Source organism: Couchioplanes azureus (assembly GCF_014648355.1).
In the GTDB taxonomy this organism is placed as follows: Bacteria; Actinomycetota; Actinomycetes; order Mycobacteriales; family Micromonosporaceae; genus Actinoplanes; species Actinoplanes azureus.
Map to the genome: position 1 here is coordinate 139,915 of NZ_BMQY01000004.1, position 22,303 is coordinate 162,217.

At 73.6% G+C, this 22,303-nt stretch carries 25 protein-coding genes; 18 read left to right on the plus strand and 7 right to left on the minus strand.

Annotated elements, in window-relative coordinates; genetic code table 11:
* Positions 1–15: 15 nt before the first annotated feature.
* Positions 16–408: an SCO5389 family protein gene (locus IEY99_RS15745; protein ID WP_189203873.1), complete on the minus strand. Its 393-nt coding sequence runs from the start codon at positions 406–408 to the stop codon at positions 16–18.
* Positions 409–555: 147 nt separating this feature from the next.
* Entirely contained in the window at positions 556–1,719 is a 1,164-nt protein-coding gene (locus IEY99_RS15750; RefSeq protein ID WP_189203875.1) for a LolA family protein, read from the minus strand.
* A gap of 117 nt (positions 1,720–1,836) precedes the next feature.
* Here IEY99_RS15750 and IEY99_RS15755 point away from each other — a divergent pair, with 117 nt between their 5' ends.
* The 6 genes from IEY99_RS15755 to IEY99_RS15780 all read left to right on the plus strand — a co-directional run bounded on the left by IEY99_RS15755 (position 1,837) and on the right by IEY99_RS15780 (position 7,444).
* The gene (locus IEY99_RS15755) at positions 1,837–3,435 is read left to right on the plus strand and encodes a methyl-accepting chemotaxis protein (RefSeq protein WP_189203877.1); all 1,599 of its coding nucleotides are present in this window, start codon (positions 1,837–1,839) and stop codon (positions 3,433–3,435) included.
* Positions 3,436–3,546: 111 nt separating this feature from the next.
* Positions 3,547–3,852 (plus strand): hypothetical protein, encoded by a 306-nt coding sequence (locus IEY99_RS15760; RefSeq protein ID WP_189203879.1) that lies wholly within the window; start codon positions 3,547–3,549, stop codon positions 3,850–3,852.
* 71 nt (positions 3,853–3,923) lie between these two features.
* Positions 3,924–4,598 (plus strand): response regulator transcription factor, encoded by a 675-nt coding sequence (locus IEY99_RS15765; protein ID WP_189203880.1) that lies wholly within the window; start codon positions 3,924–3,926, stop codon positions 4,596–4,598.
* Positions 4,599–4,702: 104 nt separating this feature from the next.
* Complete coding sequence (locus tag IEY99_RS15770) at positions 4,703–6,064, plus strand: sensor histidine kinase (RefSeq protein WP_189204788.1); 1,362 nt, start codon at positions 4,703–4,705, stop codon at positions 6,062–6,064.
* Positions 6,065–6,152: 88 nt separating this feature from the next.
* Complete coding sequence (locus IEY99_RS15775) at positions 6,153–6,887, plus strand: YcnI family protein (protein ID WP_189203882.1); 735 nt, start codon at positions 6,153–6,155, stop codon at positions 6,885–6,887.
* Positions 6,884–7,444: a sigma-70 family RNA polymerase sigma factor gene (locus IEY99_RS15780; RefSeq protein WP_189203884.1), complete on the plus strand. Its 561-nt coding sequence runs from the start codon at positions 6,884–6,886 to the stop codon at positions 7,442–7,444. Before IEY99_RS15775 ends, IEY99_RS15780 begins: the two co-directional genes overlap by 4 nt.
* A 3-nt stretch (positions 7,445–7,447) precedes the next feature.
* On the opposite strand, the gene IEY99_RS15785 is transcribed toward IEY99_RS15780, so the two are convergent.
* Together IEY99_RS15785 and IEY99_RS15790 are read right to left on the minus strand one after the other, a co-directional pair.
* On the minus strand, positions 7,448–8,080 hold the full coding sequence (locus tag IEY99_RS15785) for an SRPBCC family protein (RefSeq protein WP_189203886.1): 633 nt from the start codon (positions 8,078–8,080) through the stop codon (positions 7,448–7,450).
* A complete protein-coding gene (locus IEY99_RS15790) occupies positions 8,077–8,439 on the minus strand; it encodes an ArsR/SmtB family transcription factor (protein WP_189203888.1) in 363 nt (120 codons plus the stop codon). Before IEY99_RS15790 ends, IEY99_RS15785 begins: the two co-directional genes overlap by 4 nt.
* A gap of 83 nt (positions 8,440–8,522) precedes the next feature.
* Here IEY99_RS15790 and IEY99_RS15795 point away from each other — a divergent pair, with 83 nt between their 5' ends.
* Positions 8,523–9,233 carry a hypothetical protein gene (locus tag IEY99_RS15795; protein WP_189203890.1) on the plus strand — a complete coding sequence of 237 codons (711 nt, stop codon included), beginning with the start codon at positions 8,523–8,525 and terminating at the stop codon, positions 9,231–9,233.
* A gap of 3 nt (positions 9,234–9,236) precedes the next feature.
* On the opposite strand, the gene IEY99_RS15800 is transcribed toward IEY99_RS15795, so the two are convergent.
* Entirely contained in the window at positions 9,237–9,506 is a 270-nt protein-coding gene (locus tag IEY99_RS15800; protein WP_189203892.1) for a DUF2277 domain-containing protein, read from the minus strand.
* Positions 9,507–9,541: 35 nt separating this feature from the next.
* Here IEY99_RS15800 and IEY99_RS15805 point away from each other — a divergent pair, with 35 nt between their 5' ends.
* Entirely contained in the window at positions 9,542–11,197 is a 1,656-nt protein-coding gene (locus tag IEY99_RS15805; RefSeq protein WP_229798756.1) for an ArnT family glycosyltransferase, read from the plus strand.
* 7 nt (positions 11,198–11,204) lie between these two features.
* Here the strand turns inward: IEY99_RS15805 and IEY99_RS15810 are convergent, their stop codons facing one another.
* Positions 11,205–13,217, minus strand: coding sequence for a putative bifunctional diguanylate cyclase/phosphodiesterase (locus tag IEY99_RS15810; protein WP_189203894.1), 2,013 nt, complete (start codon positions 13,215–13,217; stop codon positions 11,205–11,207).
* 115 nt (positions 13,218–13,332) lie between these two features.
* Here IEY99_RS15810 and IEY99_RS15815 point away from each other — a divergent pair, with 115 nt between their 5' ends.
* From IEY99_RS15815 to IEY99_RS15850, 8 genes are all read left to right on the plus strand, one after another.
* Positions 13,333–14,472, plus strand: a complete 1,140-nt coding sequence (locus IEY99_RS15815; RefSeq protein WP_189203896.1) for a branched-chain amino acid ABC transporter substrate-binding protein — start codon at positions 13,333–13,335, stop codon at positions 14,470–14,472.
* A 96-nt stretch (positions 14,473–14,568) separates the two neighbouring features.
* Positions 14,569–14,904: an STAS domain-containing protein gene (locus IEY99_RS15820; RefSeq protein ID WP_189203898.1), complete on the plus strand. Its 336-nt coding sequence runs from the start codon at positions 14,569–14,571 to the stop codon at positions 14,902–14,904.
* A 110-nt stretch (positions 14,905–15,014) separates the two neighbouring features.
* A complete protein-coding gene (locus IEY99_RS15825) occupies positions 15,015–16,595 on the plus strand; it encodes an MFS transporter (RefSeq protein ID WP_189203900.1) in 1,581 nt (526 codons plus the stop codon).
* Positions 16,596–16,640: 45 nt separating this feature from the next.
* Positions 16,641–17,255: a TetR/AcrR family transcriptional regulator gene (locus IEY99_RS15830; RefSeq protein WP_308427049.1), complete on the plus strand. Its 615-nt coding sequence runs from the start codon at positions 16,641–16,643 to the stop codon at positions 17,253–17,255.
* Positions 17,256–17,319: 64 nt separating this feature from the next.
* On the plus strand, positions 17,320–17,943 hold the full coding sequence (locus IEY99_RS15835; RefSeq protein WP_189203902.1) for an HAD family acid phosphatase: 624 nt from the start codon (positions 17,320–17,322) through the stop codon (positions 17,941–17,943).
* Positions 17,944–18,453: 510 nt separating this feature from the next.
* On the plus strand, positions 18,454–19,359 hold the full coding sequence (locus tag IEY99_RS15840) for a helix-turn-helix domain-containing protein (protein WP_189203904.1): 906 nt from the start codon (positions 18,454–18,456) through the stop codon (positions 19,357–19,359).
* A gap of 60 nt (positions 19,360–19,419) precedes the next feature.
* Entirely contained in the window at positions 19,420–19,560 is a 141-nt protein-coding gene (locus IEY99_RS15845) for a hypothetical protein (protein WP_189203906.1), read from the plus strand.
* Positions 19,553–19,918, plus strand: coding sequence for a hypothetical protein (locus IEY99_RS15850; RefSeq protein ID WP_189203907.1), 366 nt, complete (start codon positions 19,553–19,555; stop codon positions 19,916–19,918). The genes IEY99_RS15845 and IEY99_RS15850 overlap by 8 nt, the downstream gene beginning before the upstream one ends.
* Here the strand turns inward: IEY99_RS15850 and IEY99_RS15855 are convergent.
* Positions 19,890–20,138 (minus strand): hypothetical protein, encoded by a 249-nt coding sequence (locus IEY99_RS15855; RefSeq protein WP_189203909.1) that lies wholly within the window; start codon positions 20,136–20,138, stop codon positions 19,890–19,892. The genes IEY99_RS15850 and IEY99_RS15855 overlap by 29 nt on opposite strands.
* A 369-nt stretch (positions 20,139–20,507) precedes the next feature.
* Between IEY99_RS15855 and IEY99_RS15860 the strand changes: the two genes are divergently transcribed.
* Both IEY99_RS15860 and IEY99_RS34910 read left to right on the plus strand, forming a co-directional pair.
* Positions 20,508–20,708: a DUF397 domain-containing protein gene (locus IEY99_RS15860; protein WP_189203911.1), complete on the plus strand. Its 201-nt coding sequence runs from the start codon at positions 20,508–20,510 to the stop codon at positions 20,706–20,708.
* 598 nt (positions 20,709–21,306) lie between these two features.
* Positions 21,307–22,299, plus strand: coding sequence for a tetratricopeptide repeat protein (locus tag IEY99_RS34910; RefSeq protein WP_189203912.1), 993 nt, complete (start codon positions 21,307–21,309; stop codon positions 22,297–22,299).
* The last annotated feature ends 4 nt before the right edge of the window (positions 22,300–22,303 follow it).

Sequence of the window (22,303 nt, forward strand, 5' to 3'; positions counted from 1 at the left end):
CCCGCGCTCGGGCGCTCAGCAGTTGCGCAGCTCGGGGGACTGGTTGAGCAGCTGCCCGCGCGGCGACACGAAGGCCTGGTAGCGGTCGCCGCCCACCGCGCCGAAGCGGAACGCCGCGACCCGGTGGCAGTTCTGGAAGGCGAGCTTGGCGCCGAAGTGCCGCTCCAGGCCGCCGCGGATCGCGTCGCTGGCCAGCGCCCGCAGGAGCTGGCCGCGCTCGTCCTCGGACGGCGGCGGCACCTCGTGGTCGGCGAAGTCGCCGCCGTCGCGGGCCAGGCCGGCCATCACCGAGCTCACCACTTCCCAGGCGTACGGCAGGGACGTGCGGACGCAGTCGACGAACTCGGCGTCGGAGACCTCACCGCGCTCGGCGACGGCGAGCAGGTCGGGGGAGACGTTCAGGGACATGCGGATTCCTTCCTCCAAGTGGGGGCGATGCACCCATCTTGTTGGAAACGGTTTTCATTGTAAACCTGACACGCCGCCGTGCCCCGAACGGCGACAGCCGGGTCGCGGGCTCGTACCGCGACCCGGCTGCGACACCGGCGAGGCCCGTTACTTCTGCGCCGCCGCCTCGTACAGCTTCTCCGGGGCGACCGCGCCGACGAGGACCCGGCCGTCGTCGGTGAGCAGGGCGCTGAACAGGGCGCTCTGCAGCAGCCGGCCGCTGCCCCACGCGCCGCTGACCTTCGGCAGGACTCCGGCGACGGCCTCGAGCTGCGCTGCGCCCTCGCCGAGCTGCGGCGCGCCCTCGCCGGCCTTCCCGTCGCCGGTGGGCAGCTTGGCGACCAGGACCGACGCCCAGCCCTTGCCGACGACCTTCGTGCCCTCCGGGGCTTCCGGCTTGCCGGCGTGCTCGCGGGCGGCCTTCTCGGCTTCCTTGCCCGCCTTCTCCGCCTGCTTGCGCAGCTCGGACTCGTCGGCGGTGTCGACCTTCGTGCCGGGCGGCGGGTTGAAGGTGAACTGCTCGGCGTCCGGGGTGGCGAAGCTGACCTGCTGGAACGCGATCCGGACCGCCGGGTCGTTGGCGTTGCGGGCGTAGACGTCCACGCCCAGCGGGATGTGGTGCTCGGCGTCGATCGCCAGCCGGACCTGGCCGACCAGCGACGCGGTGTCCCGCGGCTTGAGCACCAGCTCGTACGCGTCGCGCCCGGCGACCTTCGCCGCGCCGGTGGTGCTGACCTCCGTGCTGGGGTCGATGGCGGCGAGCGCGGCGTCCGCGGCCTCCTGCGGGGTCGACGGCACGCCCAGCGGCGGCGTCCGCTTCTCGTGCCCGCCGGCCTCCGCCGGGATCTTGTAGTGCGTGGCGGAGCCGCCGGCGCTGCGCCACACCCAGACGTCGGAGCCGTTGCGGATGACGTCGGTCTCGCCCAGGGTGCCGAGCACCGCCAGGCGGACCTTGTCCTGCCCGGCGTACCAGACCCGGGCGGTGTTGCTGCCCGCGACCAGCTTCATCAGGTCCGCGTTGCTGCCGGCGCCCCCGGTGATGCCGGGCAGCGCGGGCAGTCCCAGGTCCGCGGTCTGCACGATGGTGCCCGACAGCCCGTCGACCTTCGCGTTCTGCACGTCGACGAGAAGCTGGGCCGCGCTGCGCTCGGGCAGCGTGGGGTCGGCGGTCGCCACCATCGTGCCCGCCGCCGCGCCGCCACCGATGACGACGGCCGCCGCGGCCGCCGGAACCAGCCAGCGCAGCGCCGGCCTCGACCTCAAGACACTCACGATGTCCCCTCCCGTTGTGTGCCGCCCATCCTGCCGGGCGCGTGCTGTGACGGCGCTGAGAACGTCCCTTAGGGGACGCCCGCTCAGTGCCGTGGCCGGGGTGCCGAACAGGAGTTCGTGGGTGGGAAACGGGTTTCGATCGCCGACCTCAGCGTCAACGTCAAGATCTTCGCGGCGGTCCTGGTCGGGACGGCCGTCTCGCTGGTGGTCGGCGTCGTGGGGCTGATCGCGCTGGGCCAGTCCAGCGAGGCCGCGCAGGCGATCTACCGCACCAACGTGGCCAACGTCGCCGCGCTGGGCGACCTCCAGCACGGCATGGGGCAGGCCCGGCTGGACCTGGCCAACCACGCGCTCTCCCAGGACGAGGAACACATGAACACCTACGCCGCGGCGTTCGCCGAGGATCTGGCGGCCGTCGACGCGGCCTTCGCCGCGTACCAGGGCGGGCATCGGGCGAGCGAGGCGGCCAGGATCGCGGATCTGCGGAGTCAGTGGGACGCCTGGGCCACTCTCGCCCGGGAGAAGCAGATCCCGGCCGGGGAGCGCAACGACCTGGCGGCCTGGCAGGAGACCCGCGACAAGGAGGTCATCCCGCTGTTCGCCAAGATCAACGGATACGTCGACGAGCTGACCGCCGCCGAGTCCGCCGACGCGGCGAGGTCGGCCAAGGACGCCGAGTCCACGTACCGGAGCAACCGCATCGCCTCGATCTGCGTGATGGTGGTGGGTGCGATCGTGGCGCTGGGCGCGGGGCTGGTCCTGTCCCGGCAGATTCTGCCGCCGTTGCGCAAGGTCAAGGAGGTCTGCGAGCGGCTGGCCGCGGGCGACCTGACCGTGACCAGCGGGCTGACCTCGCGCGACGAGCCGGGACAGATGGGTGCCGCGCTCGACACCGCGGTGACCGGGCTCCGCGAGACCGTCATGACGATCGGCGGGTCGGTCGCGACGCTGTCCGCGGCGTCGGAGGAGCTTTCCACCGTGAGCACGCAGCTGCAGTCGGGCGCCGGTGACGTCGCCGCCCGGGCGAGCACGGCCAGCGCCTCGACCGAGGAGGTGAACGCCGGCGTGCAGGCGATCGCCGCCGGCGCCGAGCAGATGCGGGCCTCGATCGCCGAGATCGCCGTCAACGCGGCCCGGGCCGCGGAGATCTCCCAGCAGGGCCTGAGCGTCGCGGAACGCACCAACAGCGAGGTGGCCGGGCTCGGTACCGCCAGCGCGGAGATCGGCGACGTGGTCCGGCTGATCACCAGCATCGCCGAGCAGACCAACCTGCTCGCGCTGAACGCCACCATCGAGGCGGCCCGCGCCGGCGAGCTCGGCAAGGGCTTCGCGGTCGTGGCCGGCGAGGTCAAGGAGCTCGCCCAGCAGACCGCGCGGGCCACCGAGGAGATCACCCACCGGATCACCAACATCCAGGCGTCCAGCGGCTCCGCGGCGCAGGCGATCGGCGAGATCACCTCGGTCATCGCCCAGATCGGCGACTACACCACCACCATCGCCTCCGCGGTGGAGGAGCAGACCGCCACCACCAGCGAGATGAGCCGCTCGGTCGCCGAGGCGGCCCACGGCAGCGGCGAGGTGGCCCACACCGTGGCCGGGGTCGCCGAGGTCGCCGGCGCGACCGCCGACGGCGCCAAGGCGACCCATCAGGCCGCCGGCGACCTGACCCGGCTGGCGTCCGACCTCACCAGGGTGGTCGAAGGCTTCCGTCACTGAGCCCGGCAAGCCCAGGCCGTACCGGGACAAGAGCCGGCCTTGAGCCTGTGCTGAGACTCCGCGCCGAACTCTCCCCTGCAAGCAACGGGGAGCGTCGCGAAGGAGACCACAGTGCCGATCACTGCCGAACTCGAGGACCGTCTGGTGTACGGCCTGCGTCGCCCCACCCTCAGCGACGCCCGGGAGAGCCTGCGCGCCAGCGTGGACAATCCCGACGCGGTGTGGCAGGAGCTGCTCGCGCAGACCGGCCTGGCCGGCGAGGAGACGGGCACCGCGGCGCTGTCGGCGATGGCGCAGGCGATGGTGGTTCGCGGCGGGGGCGTCGGGATGTGCGGCAACGCCCTGCAGATCCGGATCACCGCCTACACCGCCCTCGGCGCGGTCGAGGACCTCATCGCCGCCTCGGTGACGGCCTGAGCGCCCCGCGGCGGCTGTGACCCCGCTGAGAACGGATTCTTCCCCTGGGGCGCGCATGCCAAGGTAGGGGAGTGCGGTTGCTGGTGGTGGAGGACGAGGCGCGGCTCGCGAGCGCGCTGCGGCGCGGGTTGCAGGCCGAGGGTTTCGCCGTGGACGTCGCCGCCGACGGCGCGGAGGGCCTGGAGATGGCCCGGCACGGCGAGTACGACGCGATGATCCTCGACGTCATGCTGCCCCGGCTCTCCGGATACCGGGTGGTGCGGCAGCTGCGGGCCGAGAGCAGGTGGCTGCCGGTGCTCATGCTCTCCGCCAAGGACGGCGAGTACGACCAGGCCGACGGGCTCGACTGCGGCGCCGACGACTACCTGACCAAGCCCTTCTCGTACGTCGTGCTGCTCGCCCGGCTGCGCGCCCTGCTGCGCCGGGGCACGCCGGAGCGGCCCACGGTGCTGCGCCACGGCGACGTCGAGCTCGACCCGGCGCTGCGCAAGGTCACCGTCGCGGGGGCCGAGGTGGTGCTGACCGCCCGGGAGTTCGCCCTGCTGGAATACCTCCTGCGCCGTCCCGGCGAGGTCGTGTCCAAGACCGAGCTGCTGGACCACGTGTGGGACGCGGCGCTGGAGACGGCCGCCAACGCCGTCGAGGTCTACGTCGGCTACCTGCGCCGCAAGATCGGGCGGGACCGGCTGGAGACGGTCCGCGGCGCCGGCTACCGGCTCGCCGCGACCGGCGCCGCCGAGGCCTAGCCGTGTCCCCGCCGCGCCCGCCGCGCCGGCCGAGCCCGTGGCGGTTCGGTCTGCGCCTGCCGCGCCGGCTGAGCCCGCGGCGGCTCAGTCTGCGGGCGCGGCTGCTGCTCGTCTCGGTCGTGGTGCTCTTCGCCGGGCTGGCCGCCGGCGGCGTCGTGCTCGTCGCCACCATGCGCTACGTGCTGATGCGTACCGCCCACACCGAGGCGCTCGAGACCGCCCGGTCGGTGGCCGTCCTGGTGGACACCGGCGCGCTCGCCGACCCGCTGCCGGCCGCGCCGGCCGTACGCGTGCAGGTCGTCAACCCCGCGGGCCAGGTGCTCTTCGGCTCCGCGGGCGCCGACCGGCTGGTGCCCATCCTGTATCCGCGCGAGCTGAGGACGCTGGCGGACGGCGAGGGCATGTTCATCCCCGGCTCCCGGATCGGCCTGGACGGCAGGGTCCGCGTGGTCGCCCTGGCGGCGGGGCCGCCGGACGGCCGGGTCACGGTGCTCGTCGCCCGGCCCACCGACGAGCTGACGCAGAGCGTGCGCCTGCTGCAAATCATGCTGCTGGTGACGTTCCCGCCGCTGGTCGCGCTGCTGGCGCTGGTGGCCTGGCGGGTCGTGGGCGCGGCGCTGCGGCCGGTGGAGGCGCTGCGGGCCGGCGCGGAGGAGATCACCGGCGGGGCCCGGCCGGGCCGGCTGCCCGTGCCGGACTCGGGCGACGAGATCCACCGGCTGGCCGTCACCCTGAACGACATGCTGCACCGCCTCGACGCCGCGCGGGCCCGGCAGCGCACCTTCGTCGCGGACGCCGCGCACGAGCTGCGCAGCCCGCTGACCAACATGCGCACCGAGCTCGAGGTGGCCCAGCGCCTGCCGGACAGCACGGACTGGCCGGAGCTCGCCGGCGACCTGCTGACCGACGTGCACCGGCTCAGCCGCCTGGTCGACGACCTGCTGCTGCTGGCCCGCGCGGACGACGCGACGACCCGGGCCGTGCGGCCGCCCACCGAGGAGGTCGAGCTCGGCGAGCTGCTCGGCGGGGTGGCCGCGCGCTATCCCGAGGTGGCGTACGAGCCGCCGGCCGGGCCGCTGTGGGTGACCGGCGAGCGGGACGCGCTCGGCCGGGTGGTGGCCAACCTGCTGGACAACGCCGTACGGCACGCGCGCTCGTCGGTGCGCCTGGAGGCGGCCGCGGACGGGGCGTACCGGCGGATCGCCGTGGTCGACGACGGCCCGGGCATCCCGGCGGCGGACCGGGAGCGGGTCTTCGACCGGTTCACCCGGCTCGACGACGCCCGGGCCCGCGACGCGGGCGGCTCCGGCCTGGGCCTGGCGATCGTGCGCGAGCTGGTGCGCCGCCACGGCGGCACGGTCACCCTGCGCGGCGCCACGCCGCCGCCGGGGCTGCACGCCGAGGTGCGCCTGCCGCGGGAGGCGCCGGTTTCGCCGCCGGCGGGCACCGCTGCCGGCGTACGGTGAAAACCGCGGGAACTTTCCCGGGATCCCGGCCGACCAATGACCGTGCCCGGCACCCCGGCCGGGAGCACCCTGAGTCGGAAGGCCTGAGATGTCCCTGCTGAAGCGTTCGGCCGCGATCGGCGCCGCCGTCGCCGCGTTCTCCCTCACCCTGGCGAGCCCCGCCGCGGCGCACGTGAGCGTGAACGCGAACTCCGCCGTCCAGGGCGGGTACGCCAAGGTCACCTTCCGGGTGCCGAACGAGTCGGACACGGCCTCGACCACCAAGGTGGAGGTCAACCTGCCGACCGCGACGCCGTTCGCGTCGGTGTCGCTCAAGCCCGTCGCCGGGTGGACGATGGTGGCCGAGAAGGCCAAGCTGGCCCAGCCCATCGAGGCGCACGGCTCGCCGATCACCGAGGCCGTTTCCAAGATCACCTGGACCGCCACCGGCGACGCGGCGATCAAGCCGGGCCAGTTCCAGGAGTTCGACGTGTCGATCGGCCCGCTGCCCAAGGTCGACAAGATCGTCTTCAAGGCGCTGCAGACCTACTCCGACAAGACCATCGTGCGCTGGATCGACGAGCCCACCACCGACGGCACGGAGCCGGAGAAGCCCGCGCCGGTGCTGAAGCTGGCCCCGGCCGCCGCGACCGACGCGCCCGCCGCCGCCACCGGTCCCACCGTGACGAGCGCCGCCGCCGACACCAAGGGCGACGGCAACGGCACCTGGGCCGGCGTCATCGGCATTGCGCTGGGTCTCGCGGCGCTGGTGCTGGGCCTGCTCGCGTACCGGCGCTCCGGTGCGGCCTCCGGCGCCCAGCCGTCCGGCACCCCGGCGGAGTGACCGACGAGGAGGTGACCCGGTGGGCGCTGGCCGCCGGCCGCGGCGACGCGGACGCGGCGGCGGCGTTCGTCCGGGCCACCCAGCGTCAGGTGCGGCGCTTCCTGCACCACCTCGCCGCCCCCGGTGAGCTCGACGACCTGGTCCAGGAGACCTACCTGCGGGCGCTGCGCAGCCTGCCCGGCTTCGCCGCCCGCTCCAGCGCCCGGACCTGGCTCTACACGATCGCCCGGCGGGTGGCGGTGGACCAGGTCCGCGCGGCGGTGGTGCGCCCGCGGCTCGCCCCGGTCGAGGACTGGCAGGCCGCCGCCGACGGGGCGACGGCCGCCGACCGGCCGCGTTTCGAGGAGCACCTGGCCCTGCGCGACCTGCTGTCCGGCCTGGCGCCGGAGCGGCGCGAGGCGTTCGTGGCGACCCAGGTCCTCGGCCTGTCGTACGCCGAGGCGGCCGAGGTCTGCGCCTGCCCGGTCGGGACGATCCGGTCCCGGGTCGCCCGCGCCCGCGAGGATCTGGCGGACCGGCTGGCCGGCGCGGAGCGGCGGGCGGCGGGCGCGGGCTGACGCTCAGGCGCCGGTGTAGGCGGCGTACGTCCGCTCGGCGGCGGCCCGGGCAGCTTCCGGGTCGTCGCCGCCGGCCACCGCGGCCCGGGCCCAGGCGTCGGCGCTGAGCCGCATGAACTCCCTGCCCTCCGGCGAGGCCATCCATGCCGGTCCGTCCTTGGGGTCGAGGGCCGTGGTCGGGTCGGTGAGGTGGTTGGCCAGGCCCCACAGGCAGAGCTCCCAGCCGAGGCCGGTGGCGCCGGGCCCGTAGCGCTCCCAGAGCTCGGCGGTGACGTGCGCGACGTGCTCCAGCTGCAGGCGCGTGCGCCCGTCGCCCTCCGGCGTCAGCCGCACCTCGATCCAGCTGACCTCGTTGTTGTACTCCCAGGTGGCGGCGAATCCGGTCGGGCGCTCGCAGCGGCTGATCGTGCCGCCCGCGTGGCCCTCGAGCTGGTAGCGCCCGCCCTCGCGCAGCTCGCCGGTGATCGGCAGGAACCAGCGCGGGATGCGCTCGGCGCTGGTCACCGCCTCCCACAGGTCCTCGATGCCGGTGTCGTAGGCCTGGCTGATCGTGACGACCTTCGCCTCCCCGGCCTCGAGGTGCCGGTCGCCGACGGTGCGGCGCACGTCGTTGATCTGCTGCGTGACCTGAATCATGAAGTCGCTCCCGGGTCGTCGTCGCGCGCGGCGAGCCGCCGCTGTCGTTTGCCGCGGGCCACCTCGGTGGCCAGCGCGTCCAGGTGTGGCGTCCAGAACCGGCGGAACTGCGTCAGCCACGCGTCGGCCTCGCGCAGGGCGGTGTCGTCCACCGCGTAGAGCCGCCGCGCGCCGTCGGCGCGCACCCGCGCGAAACCGTTGTCGCGCAGCACGCGCAGGTGCTGGGAGACCGCCGGCTGGGAGACGCCGAACTCCGCCCGGATGACCTCGGTGAGCGCCCCGGCGGACCGCTCGCCGTCGGCGAGCAGCTCCAGCAGGCGGCGGCGCACCGGGTCGCCGAGCACGTCGAACGCATGCACCCGGCGAGATTATCAGGGAAGGCTTATATAAGCCACAGCTGAATCGGGCCGGTCCGTGCCGCCGCCCTTGGGAAGATCGGCCCATGCGATCCGCGCGGGTTCTCGCGGCCGTCCTGCTGCTGGCCGGCTGCGACGGGGACGCGTCGCGCACGGAGCCGGTGCCGCCGCCGGTGCCACCGGCGACCGCCTCGGCCGGCACCGGCTGGGGCCCGAGCCCGTCGCAGCCGGCCACCACCTCCCCGGCCACCGAGCCGCCGGCCACCGGGGGATGGGAGGTGACGGTCTACTACACCGCGGTGGAGGACTACCACTCCGGCGCGCCGGAGACGGTCACCGGCTGCCCGCGGATCGACTGCGCGCACGGCGACGAGGACCTGGGGGAGTACAAGTCCGACTTCGTCGCGGCCGTGCAGCAGGAGGGCACCGGGCGCACCGCCTCGGGCGACTATCTGAACTGGTCGCACGACACCGGGTACTGGCTGGACAGCCGGCCGCGCGACGCCGCCGGCCGGGCGCTGCGGCCGTTCGTCTCCGCCGCCGCGGACCCTCAGGTGCTGGCCCGCGGCACCCGCTTCCGGATCGTCGGGTGCGGCCGCCAGGACGACGGCTCCCGCGCCGCCGCCGAGGTCTGCGCCGCCCTGCGCGCCGCCCGGTGGACGGTGACCGACGAGTTCACCCCGGGACTCGGCGGCGACAAGCACGTCGACGCCTACATCGGCGAGCAGACCGGGCCCGGTTTCACCGACTCGCCGTGGTACCTCACCCTGCACGACGCGACGCTGCGGACCGGGTGAGGCTCAGGACGCGTACCGCTGCCGGGCGCGCTCCCGGGCCTTGGCGGCCTCCACCTCCCGGTCCCGCGGCGGCGCCGCGGTGACGAGCTCGTCCAGCAGCGCGGCGGTCGCGGCGGCCACGGCGGCCACCGCCTTGTCGAACGCGGCCTGGTTGCGCTGCGAGGGCTTCGTCGACCCGGCGACCTTGCGGACGTACTGCAGGGCGGCCGCGTGCACCTCGTCGGCGGTGGCCGGCGGCTCGAAGTTGTGCAGCTGGCGGATGTTTCGGCACATGGGCCGAGCGTATCCGCGCCGGGTAGGTTTCAGCGGTGACCGCGGACCTCGACGAGCGCACCAGCCCATCGCCGGCCCCCGTCCGGCGGCGCCGGCGATGGCTGGTGCCGCTGCTGACGGTGCTGCTGCTCGCCCAGATGGCGGTCGCCATGGTCACGACCGCGGTGCAGCAGACGCCGACCATCGACGAGCCGGTGTACGTCGGCACCGCCGTCACCTACCTCGAGCAGCACAGCCTGCGCTACAACCCCGAGCACCCGCCGCTGGGCAAGCTGCTCATGGCGGCCGGCCTGGCGTTCGCGTCGCCCCGGTTGGACCCGGCGTTCCGCGGGAACCAGACCGCCCTGGGCCGTCACGTGCTGTACGAGGCCGGCAACGACCCGTACCGGCTCATGTTCCTGGCCCGGCTCCCGATCATCCTGCTGACCCTGCTGTTCGGCCTGGTCGTGCTCGCCTTCGCCCGCGACCTCACCGGCACCGCCGGGGGCGTGCTGGCCCTGGCCCTGTACGCCTTCTCGCCCGACGTCATCACCCACGGCTCGCTGGCGACCCTCGACGTGCCCGCGGCCGGCTTCCTGCTCACGGCGGTCTGGCTGACCTGGCGCGCCCGCACGAGCCCGCGCACCCCGCTCCTGCTGGGCCTGGCGGGCGCGGCCCTGGGCGCGGCGCTCGCCACCCGGATGAGCGCGCTGCCCGCCGTGCCGGTCGTGCTGCTGCTCGCCCTGCTCGCGACGCCCGCCTGGCGCCGGCGGGTGGCGGCGCGGGAGCGGCTGCGGGGTCTGGCCCTGGCCGCCGGGGCAGGCGTCGCCGCGATCGCGGTCGTGTGGCTGGCCTACCTCGCCGTCGACCCCGGCCTGCGCTGGAGCACGCCGGCCGGGCTGCCCGGCGACGGGCTGCGCGGGCTGCTCACCGGCCTGCTGCCGCTGCCGGAGGCGTACCGCGACGGCATGCGCATCCAGTTCGCCTTCGAGGACTCGACCTTCAGCGGCTTCCTCTTCGGCCGGCACTATCAGGGCTCGCTCTGGTACTACCTGCCGGCCGCGCTGCTGGTGAAGACGCCGCTCGGCATGCTGGTGCTCTGGGCGGCCGGGACGGTGGCGATGCTCGCCGTGCCGCGGCTGCGCCCGGCCGTGCCGTACCTGCTCGTCCCGCCGGCGCTGCTGCTGGCCGTGGCGATGACCGGGGCCCGCGACTTCGGCACCCGGTACGCGATCTTCATGCCGCTCTTCCTGGCCGTCGCCGCCGCGGCCGTCGTGGCCGTCCGGTGGCGGTGGGCGCGCCACGCCGCCGCGGTGCTCGCCGTCCTCGTGGCGGTCAGCTCGCTGCGGACGTTTCCCTACTATCTGCCGTACTCGAACGAGGCCTTCGGCGGTCCGGCGCGCACGCATCTGCGGCTGCACGACTCGAACGTCGACTGGGGGCAGGACCTCGGCCGGCTCGCCGACCGGCTGCGGGAGAGGTACCCGGGCGAACCGGTGTGGCTGGTCTACAAGGGCGCCGGTGTGCCCGAGGCCTACGGGATCAGCGCGCGCAACCCGCTGCAGGTGCCGCCCGGGGACGTGCACGGCCTGCTCGTGGTCTCGGACAGCTCCATCGCCAAGGCCACCGGGCGGCTCGCGGCGCTGCTGCGCACCAGCGGCGAGCCGATCGACGAGGTCGGGCACTCGATCAGCATCTTCCGGCGCCCCTGAGCCCCGCTCAGGAGGGGCTGGCGGCCCGCGCGCCGGTCGCGATCGCGGCGCGGGCCGTGCGCTCGGCGCGCAGGCACGCGGCCGGCAGCTCGTCCGCCGGCACCGGGCGGCTCAGCGCGAACCCCTGCGCATAGTCGCAGGTCATGTCGCGCAGGCGGATCAGGGCGTCGACGTCCTCCACGCCCTCGGCGACCACCGACAGGCCCAGGTTGTGCCCGAGGTCGACGGCGCTGCGGACCATCACCGCGTCCGGCGCGCCGACGGCGGGGTCCTGCCCCAGCTCCTTGATGAACATCCGGTCGATCTTCAGCTCGTCGGCCGGCACGTGGCGCAGCTGGGCGAGCGAGCTGAAGCCCGTGCCGAAGTCGTCGACGGACACGCTGACGCCGTGGTCGCGGATCTCGCACAGGGCCCGTGCCGTGCTGGCCGGGTCGGCCATGATGCTGGTCTCGGTGAGCTCCAGCCGCAGCAGCTCCGGCGGCAGCCCGGCCGCCGACACCGCGGCCAGCACCGCCGGCACGAAGCCCGCGTCGACGAGACAGCCCGGCGACACGTTGACCGCCACGCAGTACGGGTTCCCGGCGAGCCGCCACGCGGCGGCCTGGCGGACCGCCAGGGCGAGCAGGTGGCACGTCAGGCGCACCTCCAGGCCGCTGGTCTCGGCGATGCCCAGGAACGCCGCCGGGGGCAGCAGGCCCCGCTCGGGGTGGTCCCAGCGCACCAGCGCCTCGACCGACGTGACGGCGCCGTCGCTGAGCCGTACCTGCGGCTGGTAGTACAGCCGCAGCCGGCCCTGGGGGTCCCCGTCGTCCAGCAGGCCGCGCAGCTCCGCCAGGAGCTGCATGCGGTCCTGGGTGCCGGTGTCCGAGCGGGCGTCGTAGACCGCGACGCCGCCGCCGCCGGCCTTCGCCCGGTACATGGCCGCGTCGGCGTGACGGAACAGCTCCTCGGCGAGGCCTTCCGCCCCGCTCAGCGCGATGCCGAGGCTGCCGCTGATCGCCGCCGGGCCCTCCTCGAGCACGAAGTTGCGCCGCAGCGCCGCGACCATCCGCTCGGCCAGCGCGGTCGCCGCGCCGGCGTCCGCCACCCGGGGCAGCAGCACCGCGAACTCGTCGCCGCCCAGGCGCGCCACCACGGCCGCGTCGCCGGCGGCCTCGCTCAGCCGCCGCCCGGCCTCGAGCAGCACCTGGTCGCCGGCGTGGTGGCCGAGGGTGTCGTTGACGGCCTTGAAGCCGTCGAGGTCGACGACCATCAGCGCCACCTGGTGCTCGCCGGTGCGGTCGGCCTCGCCCAGCGCCTCGTCGAGGCGCCGGCCGAACAGGGTCCGGTTGGGCAGGCCGGTGAGCGGGTCGTGCAGCGCCCGGTGGGTGCTCTCCTCGGCCTGCTCGACGAGCCGGCGCTGGTAGCCCAGCACCAGCCGCATGATCATGCCGACCAGGGCCAGGCCGGCGGCGAACCCGGCCGCGGTGCCGGCCAGCAGCCGTCCCTGCGTCCGGCGCAGCGCGCTCACCTGCTGCTGCGCCGCGTCGTGGTAGGCGCGTGCCACGTGGTTGACGTCGTCCTGCAACGCGTAGAACGCGGGTGTGACCTCGAGGCGGTCGAACCGGGCGTGCCCGGGGTCGCTGTCGGCGACCAGCACCATCAGGCGCTCGGCGAGCTCGCGGTAGGCGATCTGCTGCTCCCGCAGGCGCCGGGCGTCCGCACTGGCCTGCCCGCCGCCGATCGCGACCACCTCGGCCAGGGTCCGGTCCGCGGCCTGCGCCACGCTGTCGAAGCGCTGCTTGACGGCGACCGACGGCTCCACCTGGTAGTGCCGCAGGTTCACCTCCTGCATGGCGACGTCGATGCGGGCCTCGGTGAAGAGCGCGGCGACGACCAGCGCGTGCTGCTGCTCCTCGGTCGCCCGCGTGGTGTGCAGGGTGCCCTGCAGCACGTACGCCGCCAGCGCGAGCAGCACCGCCGCCAGGGCAGCGATGGTCGCCGCGCCACGGCGTACAAAGCCGGTTACGCGGGTGCGCAACGCACCACGGAGAGGCCTGACCACGCCGGACTGATCGGCATCCGACCGCCGTGGTGAAGACGAAATGCGCCCTCAGCTGTCCGGGGCCCCGACCGAAGAGAAGATTGTGCGTCTGGTGACCAGTGCCGTCGCGGCACTTCTGATAGCGGTGACCTCCGGTTGCGCGAGCTCCGGGGAGTCGGGCACCGCGAGCGCCCCGGCACAGGAGGTGATCCGCCTGGGCACCCTGGTGCCGGTGAGCGGGCGCAGCAGCCCGTCCGGCGAGGCCATGGTGAACGCCGCGCGGATGGCGGTCGACGAGGCGAACGCGAAGGGCGGCGTGCTCGGCCGGCGCATCGAGCTGGTCGTCGGCGACGACGCCTGCGACCCGGGCACCGCCGTCACCGCCGCCCGCGAGGTGGTCGCCCGGGACGTCACGGTCTCCGTGGGCGGGTACTGCTCCAGCGCGACCGTGCCCACGCTGAAGATCTTCCGGTCCGCGGGCGTGCCCATGGTGGTCGCCCAGTCGAACTCGACCGATCTGCTGGCACCGAAGTACGACAGCGTCTTCCTGATCTCCGGCACCGTCGCGGCCGAGGCCGAGTTCGCGGTGGACTGGATGAAGCGCCTCGGCGGCACCCGCCTGGCGGTGGTGCACGACGGCACGAGCTTCCCGGTCACCCTCGCCGGCTCGACGGCCGACTCGGCCCGCCGCAAGGGCCTGGCCGTCGGCGCCCAGCTGGAACTCAGCCAGGGCGCCCCGAGCTACGCCCGGATCGCCGACGCGGTGATCCGCGGTGGCGCGGACGTCGTCTACTACACCGGGTACTACGCCGAGGCGAACCAGCTCGTCGCGGACCTGCGGGCCGGCGGCTTCGAGGGAAGGATCTTCGTCGGCGACGGCGCCACCAACGGCCCCCTGCTCGACGGGCTCGACGCGGCGCAGACGCGCGACCTCTACGGCACCGCGATGCTCTGGGCGGACCTGCCGGAACTGAAGGACTGGGCGCAGCGCTACCGCACGGCCGTCGGCGCGGAGCCGAACCCGTCGTCGGTCGCGGCGTACGACGCCGTCAACGTCGCGCTGGACGCGATCCGGCGGGCCGGCACCACGGACCGCGCCGCGGTGCGCAAGGCGATCGCCGAGACGGACATGATGGGGATGTCGGGCAAGGTGAGCTTCAACCCCGACGGTTCGCGTGCCGAGCCGCGCTTCCTGCTGTTGCGCGCCGACGGAAAGGGCTTCACGCTCGTTCCCCAGCCGTCGGGCACCTGACACGGGCCGGCCCGGTCACCCCTTTCGGGCGAGTCGGGCGCGTCGATGCGTAACCGTTGCTCTATGGCAAGGATCCAGCCTCTACAGTGCACCTCGATGCCTGTGCCGCCGTTCGCGATCGTGGCGCACCCTGCCGACGCCGGGGTGGCCTGCCTGGCGCTGCACGGCGAGGTGGACCACGACGCGTCGGACGAGCTGGTGGGTGCGGTCGAGCGGGCCGGGCGGGAGCCCGGCGTGCGGCACGTGGTGCTGGATCTCGCGGCGGTCACCTTCCTCGACGCCGCGGGCGTCGCGGCGCTGGTCACGGCCGCGCTGCTCGCGGCCGACGGCGGGGTCCGGCTGAAGACCCGGGGCGCGCGCGGCATCGTGCGCCTGGTCCTCGAGGTCACCGGGGTCGGTGACTGGCTGCGCGGGGCGCCGCGGGGGCGGTGATCGCCGCCACAATACGATACGAGCCCGTTCCGTATTGCTGCCGGCGCGCCTACGCTCCTGCTGTGATACGGAACTGTTCCGTATCGTAAGTAGCTCGGGGGACCCCCACCATGGACGAACCGCAGACCGGGCATCCGCGGCGCTGGGCCATTCTCGGCGTGCTGGTGATCAGCCTTCTCGTCGTCGTACTCGACAACACCGTCCTCAACGTCGCCCTGCGCACCATCGCCGACCCGCACGCCGGTCTCGGCGCCAGCCAGGGTCAGCTGGAATGGGCGATCAACTCGTACACCCTGGTCTTCGCGGGCCTGCTCTTCACCGCCGGCATCCTGGCCGACCGGCTCGGCCGGCGGATCACGCTGATCGTGGGGCTCGCGCTCTTCGGTCTGGCGTCGCTGCTCTCCGCGTACGCGGACACGCCCGACCAGCTCATCTGGGCCCGGGCACTGATGGGCCTGGGCGCCGCCGCGGTCATGCCGGCCACCCTGTCGATCATCGCCAACGTCTTCGACCCGCGGGAGCGGGGCCGGGCCATCGGCGTCTGGGCCGGCGCGGTCGGGCTCGGCGTCGCGATCGGGCCGATCGTCGGCGGCCTGCTGCTCGAGCACTTCTGGTGGGGCTCGGTCTTCCTGATCAACGTTCCCGTGGTCGTCGCCGGGGTGGTCCTGGTCCGCGTCCTCGTCCCCGAGTCCCGCGACCCCCGGCCCGGCCGCATCGACGTGCTCGGCGTGCTGCTGTCGATCCTGGGCCTGAGCCTGCTGACCTACGGCGTGATCGAGGGCGGCGAGGCCGGCTTCGGCGAGCCGCGCGCGTGGGCCACGCTGACCGCCGGGGTGCTGGTCCTGGCCCTGTTCGTCGGGTACGAGCGCCGCATCCCGCACCCCTCGCTGGACGTGCGGCTCTTCGCCAACCGCCGCTTCTCCGCCTCGACCGGCATGATCGGCCTGGTCTTCTTCGCGGCGATGGGCTCGATGTTCTTCAGCGCCTTCTACCTCCAGCTGGTCCGCGGCCTCGGCCCGCTGGCCTCCGGCGTGCTGTTCGTGCCGTTCGCCGTCGGCCAGATGGCGTTCGCGCCGCGCAGCGCCGCGATGGTCGCCCGCTTCGGGCCCAAGGCGGTCAGCACGGCCGGCCTGCTGCTCGTCGCGCTCGGGCTCGCCGGCTGGCTGTTCGTCGGCGCCGGCACGCCGATCTGGGTGGTCGGCGCGTTGTTCTTCGTCATGGGCGTCGGCATGGCCAACGTGATGCCGCCGGCGACCGAGGCGATCATGGCCGCGCTGCCGCGGGAGCAGGCCGGCGTGGGATCGGCCGTGAGCAACACCGTCCGCCAGGTCGGCGGCGCGCTGGGCGTGGCCGTGCTCGGCGCCGTGCTGTCCGCGGCGTACCGCGACGGGATGCGCGACGCCACGGCCGCCCTGCCCGCCGGAGCCCGCGACGCCGCGAACGAGTCCATCGCCGGTGCGTACGGGGTGGCGGCCCAGGCCGGTCCCGCCGGCCCGGCGCTGGTCGCGCAGGCCAACGACGCCTTCCTCACCGCCATGCACTACGCCTCGGTCGGCACCACGGTGTTCGCGCTGCTCGGCGCCCTCGTGGCGGCGATCTGGCTGCCTGGCCGCCGGCCGGCCGGCGCGCCCGCCCCCGGGACGGCCGAGGGGCTGGTGGAGCAGCAGGGCCGGGAACTGGTCGAGGCGTGACGGGCGCCGTGTCCATGCGATGAGGGCTCGGTGACAATGGAGCGTATGACGACGCTCAGCGCGGACGAGGAGGCCGGCCGGGGCCGCAAGGCGCCCGGCCGGCCTCGCGACGCCCGGGCCGCCGAGGCCATCCTCGACGCGGTGACCGCGCTGCTGGCCGAGGGGCAGAGCTCCGCGGCGATCTCGATCGAGGCGGTCGCGGCGCGGGCGGGCGTGGGCAAGGCGACGATCTACCGCCGCTGGCCCAACAAGGAGGCGCTGCTGATCGACGCGGTGGCCCGGATGAAGGGCCCGCTGCCGGCGCCGGCCGGCGCGTCCGTCCGCGAGGATCTGATCATGCTCGTGGCCTCGGCCCGCAACACCCGCATGGAGCACTACGGCCGGGTGACCGCCTGCCTGGTGCCCGAGATGGTGAAGAGCCCGGAGATGCACGCGGTCTTCCAGGCCGTCATCGAGCCCCGCCGCGCCGTCATGCGCGAGGTGCTGCGCCGCGGTGTCGAGAGCGGCGAGCTGCGCCCCGACCTCGACGTGGAGCTCACGCTGCTGATGCTCGTCGGCCCGACCATCGCGCAGAACATGCTGCACTGGAACCCCGCGATCCCGGTCGAGGGCTACGCGGAGGCGCTCGTCGACGCGGTCCTGCGCGGCGCCGCCGCCTGACCGTCACCTGAGCGCCATCCGGCGTTCCGGCGGCGTGCATGGATGTCCGTCTATGTTGAGCGCCATGAACCTTCGTGCCCGTGCGGGCCTCGGCGCCGCCGCATCCGCCGTGACCGCCGCTCTCGTCCTCGCCGCACCCGCCTCCGCCGCGGTCGCCGCCCCCGCCCCCGCCGCGGCCCTGCCCGGTGCCTCGGTCCGGGCGCTTCCGCCGTACTCGACCTGGATCGCGGACGTCACCGCCGTCGCGGACCAGGCCTCCGCCTATCTCGGCGACGTGCTGCCGACCGGCTCGTTCCGGCCCGCGATCGTGCTCGACATCGACAACACCGCCCTGCAGACCACCTACCGTCCCGGGCTGACCTCGCCGGCGACCGGCCCCATCCTGGAGATCGCCCGCCGGGCCGCGGCGGACGGCGCGGCCGTCTTCTTCGTCACCGCGCGCCCGGAGATCCTCGGCTGGCAGACCGAGATCAACCTGGACCTGGTGGGCTATCCGGTGGAGCGCGTCTACCTGCGGCCGTGGTTCGACACCCAGCCGGACGCCGAGCTGAAGACCGGCGCCCGCAAGGCGATCGAGGCGCAGGGCTACCGCATCGTCGCCAACATCGGCAACAGCGCGAGCGACCTCTCCGGCGGCCACGCCGACCGCGTCTTCAAGCTCCCGGACTACGACGGCCAGCTCATCTAGGGCGTACGGTCCGTCCGGCGGCCGCGGCACCGTCCTCACCGACGGCGATGCGGCCGCCTTTGTCATGCGCTGGTCGCCTCGCCGCGAATACGCGCCCCCCGGCCACGCCATTGCCCTTTACGGGCTGAGTAACTGAGAGCTTCCTGAGAGTATCGACTCGGTTTCTCCGCCGAGTCGCTCGCGCCGCCGGAGCCCCCATTCCTCAGCGCTGTCACGGACAGCGACCGAATAGCCGTGAACAAAGCTCACTTTGCCGCCCGGGTGGCGTCGGTTCGGCTGCCCGGTGCGCCTATGGGGCGCGTACGCCTGGTCAGCCTGGCGCGGTGACTGCGCCGGCGTGAGCGCGGGTCGATACCCCGCGGCCGCCGGGCTAAACCCACTGGTCAGAACTTTCTGCGACATGCGGTGTGCGATATGCAGACTGCGATACCCGGGCGCCGCTGAGCTAGGCTGGATGCACGGCGATGACCCGCGGACCAGCGTCCTTACAGAGAGTAGCGGGATAATGACATGGGTATAGGAGAGCGGCGCAGATCCGCCCTGGAGCGCAAACGCCTCGTCCGCAAGCTGTCCGGAATCCGGCAGAAAATCGGCTACACCCAGGCGCAGGTCGCCGGAAAGCTGCGGTGGTCGCAGTCGAAGGTGCACCGGATAGAAAGCGGCGAGAACAGTATCTCGTACACGGATCTTCTCGCCTTACTCAAGATCTACGACATTCGCGAGAACGAGTTGGTGGAGGAACTGACGGAAATGGCCGAACTGGCCCGGCAACGCAGTCTCCCGGAAATCAGCGACATCCACTCGAAGGATTTCCGGGACTACCTCGAGGCCGAAATCACGGCGGACACCCTGCGGGAGTTCGAGAATTCGTACATTCCCGGTCTGCTGCAGACCCCCGGGTACGCGGACGCCGTTCTGCAGACCCTGTTGCAGATCTCCTCGCTCGCCGACGACGAGCGCGACGCGGCCCTGGACCGTGTCCGCCGCATGGTCGAGCTGCGTGCCCTGCGGCAGCAGACCTTCAACGACGGCGGCATCACGAAGGCGTCCTTCGTGCTCGACGAGGCGGCCGTGCGCCGGGTGGTCGGCGCGGAGCGCGGCGACGCCGGCATCATGCGCGGCCAGATCGAGCACCTGAAGAAGATGAGCCGGCACCCCCGCGTGGACCTCAGGGTGGTGCCGTTCGGCGCGGGCAGTCACGTGGGGATGAGCGGGCCCTTCGTCATCCTGGACTTCCCCGACCCGGACGACTTCCCGCTGCTGTACCTGGAGAACGCGGCAGGGGAGTTCCTGACCAAGCACGACCAGCGGCAGGTACGGCGCTTCGCCGCGAACTTCGAGAGCCTGCAGGAGTGCGCGCTGCAGGGCGAGGAGCTGGACGCCCTGCTCGACGACGTGGCGGCCGCCATCGGCTGACCGGCCGGCCGGCGCCCCTGGGCGCGGGCGGCGAAGGTGGAACGACGGGAGGAAACGCGGATGACCTGGACGAGCATCGGCACGGGTTCCTGCCTGCGGCGCCCCGCCGCGCCCCCGCCGTCCCCCGTCGGCTCGGTGCACGCCGGCTCCGGCTCGCGTCCGCCGGTGCGCAACCGCGAACCGGTGGCCGACGGTGGCTGAGACGGACCGGGAGCTCGGCTTCCGCAAGCCCGCCCCGCGGCTCGGCGGCCAGAGCGCCCCCGGCCGGCCGTCCGGTGGGCCGACCGGACCGGCCGGGTCCGGCGGGTTCGCCGGCGGGCCGGCGCCCGTCCGGCCGTCCGGCGGGTTCGTCGGCCTGCTGCACGGGGTGCTGACCAACGCCCGCATGCTGGTGCACGCCCTGGCGTTGATCTATCCGTTCATTCTGCTGGTGGCGGCGCTGACCGGCTCACCGCAGATCCTCGCCGTCATGGCGACCTCGATGGTGACGCTCTTCGTCTGGGCGCTGCGGCGCGTACGCCGCGAGGACGTCAATCGTCGCGACGCTGACGGGAGTTAGCGATCCGTTGCCACCGCGACAGGATGGGATCACACACCATTCCCGCGGCGACGCTCACCAGCGCGGCGATGACGGCGAGCGCGATCATCCTGGCCGTGGCCGCGCTGAACAGCGCCGATCCCAGACCCTGGCCCAGGCCCAGGGCGGCGGTCCCGGCGCAGGTGCCGTAGACGGCGAGCCGCACGGGTGACGCCGGGTCGTCCTTCGGCCTCTGCTGCATACCTGGCTCCTTCCGTGGGACGGGCGTCCACCCGTGGGTAGAGCTAGTACGCACCAGCCACCTCATCGCACCGCGACCGCGCGCGGCGGTCGGTCCTCCTGACGACCTGGATCGTATAAGAGACATCAGGCCACCACGCCATTTTGCGCCCCTACGGCGTACCCCGATCGGGGACGTTCATTTCTTGTTCTTGGACCGTCCTCATCAGACTAGCCGTGCCATCGAAAGGAATCTACACTCTTGCCTGCCGGATACTCGACCGTCGGCCGATCCGATTTTCTGGTACGTCGGACCGCCGATCTCCGCCGAGAACACAGATCACCGACCGGCGCGTGCGCAGGAACGGCCGGCCGCCAATAGGGAGGCACGTTGGGCGATAAGCCGTCGACGCAGGCCGGGTGGCGGAAAAGTTCCCGCTGCGGTACGGGTAACTGTGTAGAAGTGTCCACCTCCGAATTCACAGTGTTGATGCGAGACGGTAAGAATCCGTCGGGTCCGATCTTGGAGTTCGATCCACTCCAGTGGTTCCGGTTCCTTTCGGCGATCAAGGCCGACACCTCCGGGCCGTGACCGGGGCAGGTCGTCGGTGGCCACCCGGCCGGTGATACGGACGCATACCCGGGATCGGTCGAGAGACCGCATCCCCGATCGGGTGACTTGCGCGGTGGCCTGGCTCACCGCCGGACGGCGGCCTCGCCGGCCGCCAGCTGTGCACTGTGGCCGTGAGCTGGGCAGTGTGGCCGCCGTGGTGCTGGCGGCGGCCATGGCGCCGTGTGCCCTGGGCGCCGGTGAATCCGCGGAGGCTCCCGCGGGCGGACCGGCATTTCCCGGCCGGGGAACGGGCATCTTCCACGAATGGCGGATGGCGGGTGTCGAGAGGCGCGGGGGAGAGGATGAGCAGCTGGACCACCGGAGGATCCCTCTTTTCACGTCTTGCCGTTGCCGCAGCTCGTACCGCGGATGACAAGAAATGTGCGGCCGTCCCGGCCGGTGGGCCCGGGGCTGGACACCCGAGACGGCCACGGCGGGCGTCCGGGCGTCCCCGGACGGCGCAGAGCCGGCCCGGGACGGCCACGGGTCGTCCTCGTCCCGTCCACGGGTCGGCGCGGGACGGGACGAGACGCACCCGTGGTCGCTGCGGGACACGGCTCGGAAGCGTTGTCCGGTCATGAGGGACGATGAGCTTCTGCGCAGGCTGAGCGACGAACTGCCGGGCAGGCTGCGGGACGCGGACACCGTCGTCGCCCTGGCGGAGGTGCTCGACTGGGTCAGGCAACGCCGCGGGCGTACCCAGCGGCAGGTCGCCGACCGGGCGCAGGGTACCAAGGGGCTGTCACGCAGCAGCGTCAACAACCTCCTGGCGGGACGCAAGCCGATCCCCGGCCCCGCCGTGCTCCTGCCGCTCGCCCGGTACTGCGGCGTCCCCGACGACCTCATGGGCCAGGTCCGCGCGGCCTGGGACCGCGTCGACGCGGCCGAGCCGGCGCGGGCCACCGGCGACCGCCACCGCGTGCCGGAGCCCCGGGCGGCCCATGACGACCGGTCCGACGGCGGTCGAGCGGCGCGCGAACATCACCTCGAGACCTTGCGCGTCATGGCGGACATCGCCGGCAAGCTGACCGAGGAGGCCGTCCTGCCGATCGCCCGGGCGCTGTACGAGCACGTCCTGGCCACCCGCCGGGACCTGCTCGGCGAGCGGAACGCGGAGACCCTCAACGCCGCGCACAACCTGGGCGTCGTCCTCGCCGAGCTCGAGGACTTCGCCACGGCGCGCCGCGTCCTGCAGGCGACGTACCAGGCTCGCCGCGACACTCTGGGCGAGAGTCACCCGTCCACCCTGTCGTCCATGGAGTCGCTCGCCACCGCCCACTGCGAACTGGGCGAACACGACGCCGCCCGCCGCCTGCTCACCACGTGCCTCGACCATCGCCGCCGTGCCCTCACCGAGAGCGCCAGCGGCGAACGGACCCAGGCACTGGCGCGGTACGACACCACGGCCGGCAAGCTGCTCGTGGTCCTGCACCAGCTCGACGACCGCCGGGCGATCGAGCGCATCGAGGCGTCCCTGGTGTCCATGGACGACTTCCCGGCCGAAGACGCCGGCGGTCACGGCGCCGGCCCGCCGGGCCACCCGGGCAGCCGTCCCCAGCCGCCCGGCTGACCGA